The following is a 13,974-nucleotide window of genomic DNA, read 5'->3' as shown; positions in this document are numbered from 1 at the left end:
CTACTTTCATGATCGGTTCAAGCAGAACCGGGTTGGCTTTCATGAAGCCAGCCTTAAAGGCCATGGAAGCAGCGATTTTGAACGCCAGTTCGGAAGAGTCGACATCGTGGTAAGAACCGAAGTGCAGACGCACACCCAGATCCATAACCGGGTAACCCGCCAGCGGACCAGATTTGAGCTGCTCGCGGATACCTTTATCAACACCCGGGATGAATTCACCAGGAATGACACCACCTTTGATGTCGTTGACGAATTCGTAGGCTTTGCCTTCTTCCAGCGGGTACATGTCGATAACAACATGACCGTACTGACCGCGACCACCAGACTGCTTGGCATGCTTGCCTTCGATGTCTTTAACGGTGGTACGGATGGTTTCACGGTAGGCAACCTGCGGCTTACCTACGTTGGCTTCAACCTTGAACTCGCGACGCATACGGTCAACGATGATGTCCAGGTGCAGCTCACCCATACCAGCGATGATGGTTTGACCTGACTCTTCGTCAGTCCATACGCGGAAGGACGGATCTTCCTGAGCCAGACGGCCCAGTGCCAGACCCATCTTCTCTTGGTCAGCCTTGGTTTTCGGCTCAACCGCGATAGAAATTACCGGCTCCGGGAATTCCATACGCTCGAGGATGATCGGTGCGTTCGGGTCACACAGGGTGTCACCAGTGGTAACGTCTTTCAGACCGATGGCTGCAGCGATGTCACCAGCGCGTACTTCTTTGATCTCTTCGCGCTTGTTGGCGTGCATCTGAACGATACGGCCAAAACGCTCGCGCTTGTCCTTGACGGAGTTCAGCACGGTGTCACCGGAGTTGATCACGCCAGAGTAGACACGGAAGAAGGTCAGGTTACCAACGAACGGGTCGGTAGCGATCTTGAACGCCAGAGCAGAGAACGGCTCGTCATCAGAAGCGTGACGCTCGTCTTTGGTCTCGCCGTCCATTTTCAGGCCGTCGATAGCAGCAACGTCGGTCGGAGCCGGCAGGTACTCGATCACGGCATCCAGCATGGCCTGTACGCCCTTGTTCTTGAACGCGGAGCCACAGGTTACCAGGATGATTTCGTTGTTCAGCACGCGCTGACGCAGAGCACCTTTGATCTCTTCTTCGGTCAGCTCTTCGCCGCCCAGGTATTTTTCCATCAGGTCTTCAGACGCTTCAGCAGCGGCTTCAACCAGATTCATGCGCATTTCTTGCGCCTGTTCCAGCAACTCGGCCGGGACGTCTTCGTAATCGAAGGATACGCCCTGATCAGCTTCATTCCAGTTGATGGCTTTCATCTTGACCAGGTCAACAACGCCCTTGAAGTTCTCTTCGGAACCGATGTTCAGCTGAAGGGGAACAGGAACGCCTTTCAGACGGGTCTTGATGTGCTCAACGCAGCGCAGATAGTTAGCGCCAGTACGGTCCATCTTGTTGACGAACGCGATACGGGGAACCTTGTACTTGTTAGCCTGACGCCATACGGTTTCAGACTGTGGCTGTACGCCACCTACGGCACAGTACACCATCACGGCACCGTCCAGAACACGCATTGAACGCTCTACTTCGATAGTAAAGTCAACGTGGCCCGGGGTATCGATGATGTTGATACGGTGCGGTTGGAACTGTTTACCCATACCGGACCAGAAAGCGGTGGTCGCGGCGGAGGTGATGGTAATACCACGCTCTTGTTCCTGTTCCATCCAGTCCATGGTGGCAGCGCCATCGTGAACTTCACCGATCTTGTGACTTACACCGGTATAAAACAGTACGCGCTCGGTAGTAGTAGTCTTACCGGCGTCAATGTGAGCGGAGATACCGATGTTACGATAACGCTCAATGGGGGTTGTACGAGCCATTGTCATCCTCTTACTAAGGCGCTTGTCCCTAGATAATTAAAGGTGCGCAGAGTCAAAAGACCCTGCGCAAGCGGATTACCAGCGGAAGTGAGCGAAGGCTTTGTTCGCTTCAGCCATACGGTGAACGTCTTCACGTTTCTTGACAGACGAACCCTTATTGTCAGCGGCATCCAGCAGCTCGCCAGCCAGACGCTGAGCCATTGATTTTTCACCACGTTTACGAGCGGCATCAACCAACCAGCGCATTGCCAGGGCATTGCGACGTACCGGACGAACTTCTACCGGCACCTGATAGGTTGCACCACCGACGCGACGAGATTTAACCTCGACCGCCGGACGAATGTTATCCAGAGCGACTTCGAACAGGGCCAGGTGCTCTTTGCCAGATTTGGTGGCAATGATGTCCAGGGCACCGTATACGATGGCTTCTGCAACAGATTTCTTACCGTCAACCATTACTACGTTGACAAATTTAGCCAGCAGCTCTGATCCGAACTTGGGATCTGGCAGGATTTTACGCTGACCAACAACACGACGTCTTGGCATTTCAAATTCTCCGTAACTTCAGGGATTACCCAAAACTAGAAAGCTATCTAACTAGAAACGAATTAACGTTTGGCCTTACTTAACGGAGAACCATTAAGCTTTAGGACGCTTCACGCCATACTTGGAGCGAGCCTGCTTACGGTCTTTAACACCGGCACAGTCCAACGCACCACGAACGGTGTGATAACGAACACCTGGCAAGTCTTTTACACGACCGCCACGGATCAGAACAACAGAGTGCTCTTGCAGGTTGTGACCTTCACCACCGATGTAGGAGGTGACTTCGAAGCCGTTGGTCAGACGTACACGGCATACTTTACGCAGTGCAGAGTTAGGCTTCTTCGGGGTGGTGGTATATACACGGGTGCATACGCCACGCTTCTGAGGGCACGCTTCCAGCGCCGGCACGTTGCTTTTCACAACGAGCTTGATGCGTGGCTTGCGAACCAACTGGTTAATAGTTGCCATCAAAAGGCTCCTGATAATGACTTCATAAACGTGTGGAAAATCCTCCCCGCAGATACGGGGACGCGAAATTTTATGCCCTGTTGTCTGGGGAGTCAAGATTTATACAATTTGCGCCACAAAAGGGCAATTCGGATCCGTTTGATTTCACGACATCACCTTGAATTATCTTGAAAATGTGTCTGTCAGCCACCCCAGGTGCGCGGGGAACCTTTTTGCGCAATCAGTGCCACCAGACCCGCCATGTCGAGCACATTACCCACCCGATGATGCAAACCGCGAGCTTGCAGATCCTCCTGCATCACATAAAGCGGGATGCCCGCCAGCCGCGCGCTCCACTGGGGAGCCGATGCCGCAATCACGGCATCCTGCATCAGAACCAGCTCATCCTCGGGCTGGAGGTATGAAAGCGCCTGTGCCAAAGCCTGACTCTGAAAGGGAGAGTTCAATATCAGATGCAACATGGAGACCTCAAAAGCTGATGTGAGTCGAACATTGTGCCCAGCGCCGAGCCAGCTCCTGGCGCGGCAGACTCTCGACCGGGATCAGCAGATCATCTACTGTCACGCTACGCTCTGCCAGCGAGTCAGCACAAACATAGACCTCTTCGATGTCGTAGAGTTCCAGCATTTTGAAGGTAGGCGCGTAGTGGCGCTGCAAAATAGCGGTCGGCTGTTGCTCCTTGAGCAGTTGCAGCACACCGTCCCCAATCAGGAACAGCGCCAGCTCATCGGTCATGGCCGAGGTGGCCAGCAGGGCATCCAGCCCTTCCCGGCCGGCGGCATGGCCATGGGGGCCACGACTGCAGATAAAGGCGATTTTCTTGCTCATGACTCCCCCTAAAACTGAACCAGCCGATCGGCGGTGAGCGCCGCCTCGGCCAACTGGCCCAGACCGCTCAGGCAAAACGGCGCTTGCAGATTGAAGTGCGCCTGCCCTGCCCCCTTGGCCTCCTGCTCATCGAGCACACCACGCCGCATGGCGGCAGCGACGCAGACATCGATACGGATCCCCTGCTCCTCTGCCAGCTCTCGCCACAGACGCACCAGGTCGGTCTCATCGGAGGCGGGAAGATGCAGGCCGTTGCCGTTGCAGACCCCCTCCTGATAGAAAAAGAGATGAGAGAGGGTATGACCCTGAGCCAACAGGCTGCGGGCAAAGCGGTAGGCGGTGCTGGCGGACTGGGTGCCATAGGCAGGCCCGGTCACCAGCAGGGCAAAACTCAGACTCATAACATGGCTCCTGTACTGATGCCTGTCCATTTTACGCCAAAAACAAAAAAGCCCCTGCCATGAGGGGCTTTTTAGCTGTTGCCGATCAGAGATGGGCGATGGCCTCAACCTCGACCAGCACATCTTTGGGCAGACGGGCCACTTCCACGCAGGAGCGGGCCGGTGCGGCATCACCAAAGTAACGGGCATAGACCTGATTGAAGGCTACGAAGTCGTTCATATCGCTCAGGAAGCAGGTGGTTTTCACTACCTTGCCAGCATCGGCACCGGCAGCCTGCAATACGGCGATCAGGTTCTTCATTACCTGCTCGGCCTGAGCTTCGATGCCACCGGCAACGATCTCCATGGTGGCAGGATCAAGCGGGATCTGCCCGGAGGTGAAGATCATCTCGCCTACCTTGGTCGCCTGAACATAAGGACCAATGGCGGCAGGCGCCTTGTCGGTTGCAATCACTTCTTTAGCCATTCATCTATCCCCTTATGGAATTGAGTTACTCGTTCTCGTCTTCACCCTGCTTGCGCTGTCGGATGTAAAGATAAACGGTATGTTTTGAAATATTGAGTTTGTCCGCCACCAGATTGATCGAATCCTTGATGTCGAAAATGCCCTTCTCGAACAGCTGGGTCACGATGAAGCGGTTCTTGGCATTGTTGGCCACGGTGGGATCGCGATTGATCTCGTCGATGGTGTTATCCACCGTCTGGGCAACCAGCTCTTCCACACTGTTGGCGAAGGTCTCGGGTGACTGACGCGCCGCCTGCTGGGGCGTCGGGAAAAATTCGGCCACGAACTCGTGGAAAGGTGCATTGATGTGCAGGTTGATGCAGATAAGCCCCACCACTTGCCGCTCGCTGTTGCGAATAGCAATGGTGCTCGACTTCATCAGCGCACCGGTGCGGCTGCGAGCAAAATAGCTCTGGGTGTAATCCTGGCCGGTGCTCTCGATATCCTTGAGCATGCGCAATGCCAAATCGGTGATGGGCGCCCCGAGGGTGCGTCCGGTATTGAAGCCGTTGGCGATCTTGATCACCGACTCGTGCAGATTTTCCAGGGAGTGGAGGACCACCTCACAATGCTTGCCGAACAGCTCGGCCAAGCCATCGATGAGCCCATCGTATGAGCGCAACAATTCCCTGTCTTCATCTGTAAAAGTGCGGCTGATCAGCTGTTCTTCGGGAAGCATGGCTTCCTCGATACCGACAGTCATGTTCTACCCCTGTAATAACCATTCAACTTTCCCGAGTTTTAAATTGCAGGGGAGTAAAGTCAACTTTTTTTGATTTTTTACTCTACAACTTTGCTCTGGATCATCCTGAAACCCGCGCTGCGTCTACCTTTACCGAGGAATTGGCCAACAAAAAGGGCTCCTTGAAGGAGCCCTTTTTAATCACGGATGACGAGTTACTCTTCGTCGAAGCTACCGGCTGCGTTCAGCAGATCCGCCAGGTTCTGTTGAGCTTCATCAGCGGTCACCTGCGGGGTACCAACAGCACGAGCTGCGGCAGCACGCTGGTTGATCCGGCTATGGTGGTAGGCAAAGCCGGTACCAGCCGGGATCAGACGACCCACGATGACGTTCTCTTTCAGACCACGCAGTTCATCACGCTTGCCGCCAACGGCGGCTTCGGTCAGAACGCGAGTGGTTTCCTGGAAGGAAGCCGCAGAGATGAAGGACTCGGTGCTCAGAGATGCCTTGGTAATACCCATCAGTACATGACGGAAGGTAGCAGGGGTCTTGCCCTCGGCAACCAGCTTACGGTTGGCAATCTTCACACGAGCAACCTCAACCTGTTCGCCTTCGATCAGATCGGTATCGCCAGCGCTCAGGATCTCGCACTTGCGCAGCATCTGACGAACGATGACTTCGATGTGCTTGTCGTTGATCTTAACGCCTTGCAGACGGTAAACGTCTTGCACTTCGTTGGCGATGTAGTTGGCGACCGGGCTGATACCGCGCAGACGCAGGATGTCGTGAGCAGACTCAGGACCGTCCGCCAGCACTTCACCCTTCTCAACTTTTTCACCTTCGAACACGTTCAGGTTACGCCACTTCGGAATCATCTCTTCGTAGACGTTGCCACCATCAGTCGGGGTGATGACCAGACGGCGTTTGCCCTTGGTCTCTTTCCCGAAGGAGATGGTACCGGAGATCTCGGCCAGAATTGCCGGTTCCTTCGGTTGACGTGCTTCGAACAGATCCGCAACGCGCGGCAGACCACCGGTGATGTCCTTGGTACCGCCGGACTCTTGCGGGATACGCGCTACCGCGTCACCCACACCCACGTTGGCACCATCTTCCAGGTTCACGATCGCCTTGCCCGGCAGGAAGTACTGGGCGGCTACATCGGTACCCGGGATCATCACGTCTTTGCCGTTCAGGTCGACCAGTTTAACGGTCGGACGCATCTCTTTACCGGCACTCGGACGCTCGTTGACGTCCAGCACGACGATAGAGGAGAGACCGGTCAGCTCGTCGGTCTGACGAGTGATGGTCACGCCATCGATCATGTGTTCGAAGTGCAGACGACCTGCCACTTCGGTGATGATCGGGTGGGTGTGCGGATCCCAGTTGGCAACGGTCTCGCCAGCGTTCACGGCCTGGCTGTCCTTCACTTCCAGCACGGAACCGTAAGGCAGCTTGTGGCTTTCCTTGGTACGGCCCATGTCGTCCATGATGGTCAGTTCGGTAGAACGGGAGGTGATAACCAGTTTGTCATCGCTGTTGTGAACGAACTTGGCGTTCTGCAGCTTGATGGTACCGGTGTTCTTGACCTGGATGCTGTTCTCGGCAGCAGCTCGGGATGCCGCACCACCGATGTGGAACGTACGCATCGTCAGCTGGGTACCCGGCTCACCGATGGACTGGGCGGCGATAACACCGACAGCCTCACCTTTGTTAACCAGGTGACCACGGGCCAGATCACGGCCGTAGCAGTGAGCACAGTTACCGAAGTCAGTTTCACAGGTGATGGCAGAACGTACCTTCACGCGGTCAACAGAGTTTTGCTCCAACAGGTCACACAGCTGCTCGTCGAGCAGGGTGTTACGTGCTACCAGCACCTCATCTTCAGTACCCGGCTTGATCACGTCATCGGCAACCACACGGCCCAGCACGCGCTCACGCAGCGGCTCGACAACGTCGCCACCTTCGATCAGCGGAGTCATCCACAGACCTTCGGTAGTGCCGCAATCGTCCTCGGTGATCACCATGTCTTGTGCCACGTCTACCAGACGACGAGTCAGGTAACCGGAGTTCGCAGTCTTCAGTGCGGTATCCGCCAGACCCTTACGAGCACCGTGAGTGGAGATAAAGTACTGCAATACGTTCAGACCTTCGCGGAAGTTCGCGACGATCGGCGTTTCGATGATGGAGCCATCCGGCTTGGCCATCAGGCCACGCATACCGGCCAGCTGACGGATCTGGGCGGCGGAACCACGCGCACCAGAGTCGGCCATCATAAAGATGCTGTTGAACGATGCCTGTTCTTCTTCTTCACCCAGCGAGTTGACGTTACGCTCTTTGGACAAGTTCTCCATCATGGCCTTGGAGACGCGCTCGTTGGCGCTGGCCCAGATATCGATAACCTTGTTGTAACGTTCGCCCGCAGTCACCAGACCGGACAGGAACTGGTCCTGGATCTCTGCAACTTCGGCTTCGGCTGCCGCAATGATCTCTTTCTTGGCATCCGGGATGACCATGTCATCGATACCAACGGAAGCACCGGACAGGGCCGCGTAGTGGAAACCGGTATACATCAGCTGGTCAGCGAAGATAACGGTGTCCTTCAGGCCCTGCTTGCGATAGCAGGTGTTCAGCAGACGGGAGATGAGCTTTTTGCCCAGCGCCTTGTTGGAGACGGATTTGATCCAGTTCTGCGGATTGGCATCCAGGTCAGCCTGCTCTGCAGCAGTCAGCACCTTCGGCTCGTCGATCAGGGCGTATTCCATGCCTTTCGGCAGGATCAGGCTCAGGATCGCACGACCAACGGTGGTGTTCTTCATCTCGGTGTGTTCACGCAGAGAACCGTCTTCCTGACGCAGGTATTCGGTAATGCGCACTTTCACACGAGCATGCAGATCGGCCAGACCGGCGCGATAAACTTTCTCGGCTTCTTTCGGGCCGGCCAGCACCATACCTTCGCCTTTGGCGTTGATACGGGCACGGGTCATGTAGTACAGACCCAAGACCACGTCCTGAGAAGGAACGATGATCGGCTCACCGGAGGCTGGCGACAGGATGTTGTTGGTAGACATCATCAGCGCACGTGCTTCCAGCTGGGCTTCCAGGGTCAACGGTACGTGGACCGCCATCTGGTCACCATCGAAGTCCGCGTTATACGCAGCACAAACCAGCGGGTGCAGCTGGATTGCCTTACCTTCGACCAGCGTCGGTTCGAATGCCTGGATACCCAGACGGTGCAGGGTCGGTGCACGGTTCAGCAGCACCGGGTGCTCGCGGATCACTTCGTCCAGAATATCCCAAACGACAGCTTCCTCGCGCTCCACCATCTTCTTGGCGGCCTTGATAGTGGTCGCCAGACCGCGGGTTTCCAGCTTGCCATAGATGAACGGCTTGAACAGTTCCAGAGCCATTTTCTTTGGCAGACCGCACTGATGCAGGCGCAGGGTCGGGCCTACGGTGATAACGGAACGACCAGAGTAGTCGACACGTTTACCCAGCAGGTTTTGACGGAAACGACCTTGCTTACCCTTGATCATGTCGGCCAGGGATTTCAGCGGGCGCTTGTTGGAGCCGGTGATGGCACGACCGCGACGGCCGTTATCCAGCAGCGCATCGACGGACTCTTGCAGCATACGCTTTTCGTTGCGCACGATGATGTCCGGAGCAGCCAGATCCAGCAGACGCTTCAAGCGGTTGTTACGGTTGATCACGCGACGGTACAGATCGTTCAGATCGGAAGTCGCGAAACGGCCGCCGTCCAGCGGTACCAGCGGACGCAGGTCCGGCGGCAGCACAGGCAGCACTGTCATGATCATCCACTCCGGCTTGTTGCCGGACTGCAGGAAAGCTTCCATCAGCTTCAGACGCTTGGTGGTCTTCTTGCGCTTGGTCTCGGAGTTGGTTTGATCCAGCTCCTCGCGCATGGTTTTGACTTCACCTTCCAGATCGATTGCGCGCAGCAATGCCAGGATTGCTTCGGCACCCATCTTGGCGTCAAATTCGTCGCCCCACTCTTCCAGCGCATCCAGGTACTGCTCTTCAGAGAGCATCTGGCTGCGTTCGAGGTTGGTCATGCCCGGCTCGATTACTACGAAAGATTCGAAGTAAAGCACGCGCTCGATGTCGCGCAGGGTCATGTCCAGCAGCAGACCGATACGGGACGGCAGCGACTTCAGGAACCAGATGTGGGCAGTCGGGCTGGCCAGCTCGATGTGGCCCATACGCTCACGACGGACCTTGGTCTGGGTCACTTCAACGCCGCACTTCTCACAGATCACACCACGGTGTTTCAGGCGCTTGTACTTGCCGCACAGACACTCGTAGTCCTTCACCGGTCCGAAGATACGGGCGCAGAACAGACCATCACGCTCCGGCTTGAAAGTCCGGTAGTTGATGGTCTCAGGCTTTTTGACCTCACCGAATGACCAGGAGCGGATCATGTCAGGAGAGGCCAGACCGATCTTGATACTGTCAAACTCTTCGGTCTTGGTCTGAGCCTTCAAAAACTTGAGTAAGTCTTTCACGTGTTTCCCCTGTCAGGAGTCTAACCTCGGCGCCCCGGCTGCCAAAACAGCGGGGCGCCCACGTCAATTCTCGAACAATAAGAGCGAGCTCTTACTCTTCGTCCAGCTCGATGTTGATACCCAGAGAGCGGATTTCCTTCAGCAATACGTTGAAGGATTCGGGCATGCCCGGCTCCATACGGTGGTCGCCATCCACGATGTTCTTATACATCTTGGTACGGCCATTCACATCGTCAGACTTGACGGTCAGCATCTCCTGCAGGGTATATGCCGCACCGTAAGCCTCCAGGGCCCACACTTCCATCTCACCGAAACGCTGACCACCGAACTGAGCCTTACCACCCAGCGGCTGCTGGGTAACCAGGCTGTAAGAACCGGTAGAACGCGCGTGCATCTTGTCGTCGACCAAGTGGTTCAGCTTGAGCATGTACATGTAACCAACGGTTACTTTACGCTCGAAGCGGTTACCGGTACGGCCATCGAACAGATCAATCTGACCGGATTCCGGCAGATCGGCCAGCTTCAGCAGGGCTTTGATTTCGCGCTCTTTGGCACCATCAAACACTGGAGTAGCGACCGGCAGACCCTTACGCAGGTTACCCACCAGGATACGTACGTCGTCGTCAGACAGCTCGGCGATGTTCACTTGCTGGGTGTCCTTCTCGCCCAGGTCATAGACCTGTTGCAGGAAGTTACGCATCTCGTGCAGCTCGCGCTGCTCTTTGACCATGCGATCGATCTTCTCGCCGATACCCTTGGCCGCAAGGCCCAGGTGCACTTCGAGGATCTGACCGATGTTCATACGGGATGGTACACCCAACGGGTTCAGTACGATGTCGACCGGACGGCCGAACTCGTCATGGGGCATATCCTCGACCGGACAGATCTTGGAGATAACACCCTTGTTACCGTGACGGCCCGCCATCTTGTCACCCGGCTGGATGCGACGCTTGACTGCCAGATAAACCTTGACGATTTTCAGTACGCCCGGCGCCAGATCATCACCCTGGATAATCTTGCGACGCTTGTTCTCGAATTTCTTGTCGAAGTCGGCTTTCAGCTCAATGTGCTGTTCAGCGATCTGTTCCAGTTCGGTCTGCTTGCCTTCGTCTTCGATGGCCAGTTCAAACCACTTGGAGCGATCGAGCTTGTTCAGACGATCTTCGCTGTAACCGGCGGCCAGCAGCAGGTTGCGGGAGCGGCCGAAAATGCCGTCTTCCAGGATCTTGAACTCTTCGGTCAAGTCCTTCTTCGCTTCCTTCAGCTGCATCTCTTCGATTTCTTTGGCACGCTTGTCTTTTTCCACGCCATCGCGGGTAAAGACTTGCACGTCAACCACGGTACCGTACACACCGTTCGGTACACGCAGGGAAGAGTCCTTCACATCGGACGCCTTCTCACCGAAGATGGCGCGCAGCAGCTTCTCTTCCGGCGTCAGCTGGGTTTCACCTTTCGGCGTTACCTTACCGACCAGAATGTCGCCGCCCTTCACTTCGGCACCCACGTAGACGATACCGGACTCGTCCAGCTTGGACAGAGCGGCTTCACCCACGTTCGGGATGTCAGCAGTGATCTCTTCCGGACCCAGCTTGGTATCACGGGAGATACAGGCCAGTTCCTGGATATGGATGGTGGTCAGGCGATCTTCCTGAACCACACGCTCGTTCACCAGGATCGAGTCTTCAAAGTTGTAACCGTTCCACGGCATGAACGCGACGCGCATGTTCTGACCCAGCGCCAGTTCACCCAGGTCGGTGGACGGGCCGTCAGCCAGTACGTCGCCAGCCATGACCGGCTCACCCAACATCACGCAAGGACGCTGGTTGATACAGGTGTTCTGGTTGGAACGGGTGTATTTGGTCAGGTTGTAGATGTCGATACCGGCTTCGCCTGGCAACAGCTCATCTTCATTGACCTTCAGGACGATACGGGAGGCATCGACATAGTCGATTACGCCGCCACGCTTGGCCACTACGGTTACACCGGAGTCAACGGCCACAGCGCGTTCCATACCGGTACCTACCAGCGGCTTGTCAGCACGCAGAGTCGGTACAGCCTGACGCTGCATGTTTGAACCCATCAATGCGCGGTTCGCGTCATCGTGTTCCAGGAACGGGATCAGAGCCGCTGCCACAGATACGATCTGCTGCGGGCTCACGTCCATATACTGGATCTGGTCGGCGTTCATAAAGGTGGATTCACCTTTGTGACGGCACGGGATCAATTCATCTTTCAGACGGCCATCTTCAGTGGTCGCGGCGTTAGCCTGTGCGATCACGTACTTGCCTTCTTCAATAGCAGACAGGTAGTCCACTTCGTCGGTGATCACACCGTCAATGACCTTGCGGTACGGGGTCTCGAGGAAACCGTACTCGTTGGTACGAGAGTACACGGACAGCGAGTTGATCAGACCGATGTTCGGACCTTCAGGAGTCTCGATAGGGCACAGACGACCGTAGTGAGTCGGGTGTACATCTCGGACTTCAAAGCCGGCACGCTCACGCGTCAAACCACCCGGGCCCAGCGCAGAGATACGGCGCTTGTGGGTCACTTCGGAAAGCGGGTTGTTCTGGTCCATAAACTGGGACAGCTGGCTGGAACCAAAGAACTCTTTGACTGCGGCGGAGATCGGCTTGGCGTTGATCAGATCCTGCGGCATCAGGGTGTCCAGGTCGCCCAGGGAGAGGCGCTCCTTGACCGCACGCTCGACACGCACCAGACCGACGCGGAACTGGTTTTCAGCCATTTCACCGACAGAACGGATACGACGGTTACCCAAGTGGTCGATATCGTCCACTTCGTCGTTGCCGTTACGGATGTCGATCAGGCGCTTCATGACTTCAACGATGTCGTCTTTGGTCAGTACGCCAGCGCCAGTCTCGTCTTCACGACCCAGACGGCGGTTGAACTTCATCCGACCTACGGTAGACAGGTCGTAACGCTCGGCGGAGAAGAACAGGTTTTCGAACAGCTGTTCTGCAGCTTCGCGAGTAGGCGGCTCGCCCGGACGCATCATGCGATAGATCTCGACCAGCGCTTCCAAACGGTTGGAGCTGGAGTCGACACGCAGGGTCTCGGACATGTAGGCACCGTGATCCAGTTCGTTGGTGAACAGAACCTCGAAGTGCTTGAAGCCGGCTTGGGACAGGTTGGCGATCGCTTCCAGGCTCAGCGCCTGGTTGGCGGTCACGACCATCTCGCCAGTTTGCGGATGTGCGTAGTCCTTGGCAGCAACTTTGCCAACAACATACTCAACCGGCACCTCAATTTGGGTAACGGCATCTTTTTCCAACTGACGGATGTGACGCGCAGTCACACGACGACCGGTCTCAACCACCACGGCGCCATTGGCCACGATGTCAAAGGTCGCAGTTTCACCACGCAGACGCTCCGGCACCAGATCCATCATCAACTTGCCATCTTTTACTTCAAAACCGATGGTCTCGAAGAAAGTGGCCAGGATCTGTTCGGAACTGAAGTCCAGGGCGCGCAGAATAATGGATGCTGGCAGTTTGCGACGACGGTCGATACGGACAAACAGGTTGTCTTTCGCATCGAACTCGAAGTCCAACCAGGAGCCACGGTAGGGGATAACGCGAGCGTTATACAGTACCTTACCGGATGAATGAGTTTTGCCTTTATCGTGGTCGAAGAAGACGCCCGGGCTGCGGTGCAGCTGGGAGACGATAACCCGCTCGGTACCATTGATAACAAAGGTGCCGTTCTCGGTCATGAGCGGAATTTCGCCCATGTATACTTCTTGTTCCTTGATGTCTTTGACGGTGCCGGCAGCTGCTTCACGATCGTACAGAACCATACGAAGCTTGACACGCAGCGGCGCGGAGTAGGTCACTCCACGGATCTGGCATTCTTTTACGTCAAATACCGGCTCACCCAGGCGATAGCTGACATACTGAAGCTCAGCACTACCGGAGTAACTGGTGATCGGGAAAACGCTACGGAAAGCGGCCTCTAGGCCATATTCACCTTCCGGGTCAGCCTCGATGAACTGCTTGAAGGAGTCCAGCTGAATGGACAACAGATAAGGCGTGTCCAGTACCTGGTCTCGCTTACCGAAGTCCTTACGAATGCGTTTTTTTTCGGTATAAGAGTAAACCATAGGGTTCCTCAGCTCGCTGATAAGTGACCCACTCTGTCCCGCAGGACAGCTCTGTCTC

General features: G+C 55.8%; 10 protein-coding genes (1 of these 10 cut by a window edge). All 10 read right to left on the bottom strand.

All coding sequences use genetic code 11. From position 1 onward, the window contains the following. Positions 1-1,846: the 5' portion of an elongation factor G gene (fusA, locus tag NMD14_01420; protein XEI33178.1), read on the bottom strand. It extends 260 nt beyond the left edge of the window; only the first 1,846 of its 2,106 coding nucleotides appear in the window; it begins with the start codon at positions 1,844-1,846; its stop codon lies beyond the left edge, outside the window. A gap of 75 nt (positions 1,847-1,921) precedes the next feature. Next, positions 1,922-2,392 carry a 30S ribosomal protein S7 gene (rpsG, locus tag NMD14_01415; GenBank protein ID XEI33177.1) on the bottom strand — a complete coding sequence of 157 codons (471 nt, stop codon included), beginning with the start codon at positions 2,390-2,392 and terminating at the stop codon, positions 1,922-1,924. A 93-nt stretch (positions 2,393-2,485) separates the two neighbouring features. Further along, on the bottom strand, positions 2,486-2,860 hold the full coding sequence (gene rpsL, locus NMD14_01410) for a 30S ribosomal protein S12 (protein ID XEI33176.1): 375 nt from the start codon (positions 2,858-2,860) through the stop codon (positions 2,486-2,488). Positions 2,861-3,042: 182 nt separating this feature from the next. Then, on the bottom strand, positions 3,043-3,321 hold the full coding sequence (gene tusB, locus NMD14_01405; GenBank protein XEI33175.1) for a sulfurtransferase complex subunit TusB: 279 nt from the start codon (positions 3,319-3,321) through the stop codon (positions 3,043-3,045). Between the two features lie 7 nt (positions 3,322-3,328). Further along, on the bottom strand, positions 3,329-3,688 hold the full coding sequence (gene tusC, locus NMD14_01400) for a sulfurtransferase complex subunit TusC (protein XEI33174.1): 360 nt from the start codon (positions 3,686-3,688) through the stop codon (positions 3,329-3,331). 8 nt (positions 3,689-3,696) lie between these two features. Beyond that, on the bottom strand, positions 3,697-4,089 hold the full coding sequence (gene tusD / locus NMD14_01395; GenBank protein XEI33173.1) for a sulfurtransferase complex subunit TusD: 393 nt from the start codon (positions 4,087-4,089) through the stop codon (positions 3,697-3,699). A gap of 85 nt (positions 4,090-4,174) precedes the next feature. Continuing rightward, on the bottom strand, positions 4,175-4,555 hold the full coding sequence (locus tag NMD14_01390; GenBank protein XEI33172.1) for a RidA family protein: 381 nt from the start codon (positions 4,553-4,555) through the stop codon (positions 4,175-4,177). A 25-nt stretch (positions 4,556-4,580) separates the two neighbouring features. Then, positions 4,581-5,297, bottom strand: a complete 717-nt coding sequence (locus NMD14_01385) for a transcriptional regulator (protein XEI33171.1) — start codon at positions 5,295-5,297, stop codon at positions 4,581-4,583. A 194-nt stretch (positions 5,298-5,491) separates the two neighbouring features. After that, the gene (gene rpoC, locus NMD14_01380) at positions 5,492-9,796 is read right to left on the bottom strand and encodes a DNA-directed RNA polymerase subunit beta' (protein XEI33170.1); all 4,305 of its coding nucleotides are present in this window, start codon (positions 9,794-9,796) and stop codon (positions 5,492-5,494) included. A gap of 91 nt (positions 9,797-9,887) precedes the next feature. Then, positions 9,888-13,916, bottom strand: a complete 4,029-nt coding sequence (gene rpoB, locus NMD14_01375) for a DNA-directed RNA polymerase subunit beta (protein XEI33169.1) — start codon at positions 13,914-13,916, stop codon at positions 9,888-9,890. Between the last annotated feature and the right edge of the window lie 58 nt (positions 13,917-13,974).

It is taken from the genome of Aeromonas veronii (assembly GCA_041319085.1).
Taxonomy (GTDB): Bacteria; Pseudomonadota; Gammaproteobacteria; order Enterobacterales; family Aeromonadaceae; genus Aeromonas; species Aeromonas veronii_F.
This window is presented reverse-complemented; position numbering and strand designations above follow the sequence as displayed.

Excerpts from the sequence above, each read along its gene's own strand:
- NMD14_01385 (XEI33171.1), bottom strand. The coding sequence starts at position 5,297 with ATGACTGTCGGTATCGAGGAAGCCATGCTTCCCGAAGAACAGCTGATC.
- tusD (XEI33173.1), bottom strand. The coding sequence starts at position 4,089 with ATGAGTCTGAGTTTTGCCCTGCTGGTGACCGGGCCTGCCTATGGCACC.
- tusB (XEI33175.1), bottom strand. The coding sequence starts at position 3,321 with ATGTTGCATCTGATATTGAACTCTCCCTTTCAGAGTCAGGCTTTGGCA.
- tusC (XEI33174.1), bottom strand. The coding sequence starts at position 3,688 with ATGAGCAAGAAAATCGCCTTTATCTGCAGTCGTGGCCCCCATGGCCAT.
- rpsG (XEI33177.1), bottom strand. The coding sequence starts at position 2,392 with ATGCCAAGACGTCGTGTTGTTGGTCAGCGTAAAATCCTGCCAGATCCC.
- rpsL (XEI33176.1), bottom strand. The coding sequence starts at position 2,860 with ATGGCAACTATTAACCAGTTGGTTCGCAAGCCACGCATCAAGCTCGTT.
- rpoB (XEI33169.1), bottom strand. The coding sequence starts at position 13,916 with ATGGTTTACTCTTATACCGAAAAAAAACGCATTCGTAAGGACTTCGGT.
- NMD14_01390 (XEI33172.1), bottom strand. The coding sequence starts at position 4,555 with ATGGCTAAAGAAGTGATTGCAACCGACAAGGCGCCTGCCGCCATTGGT.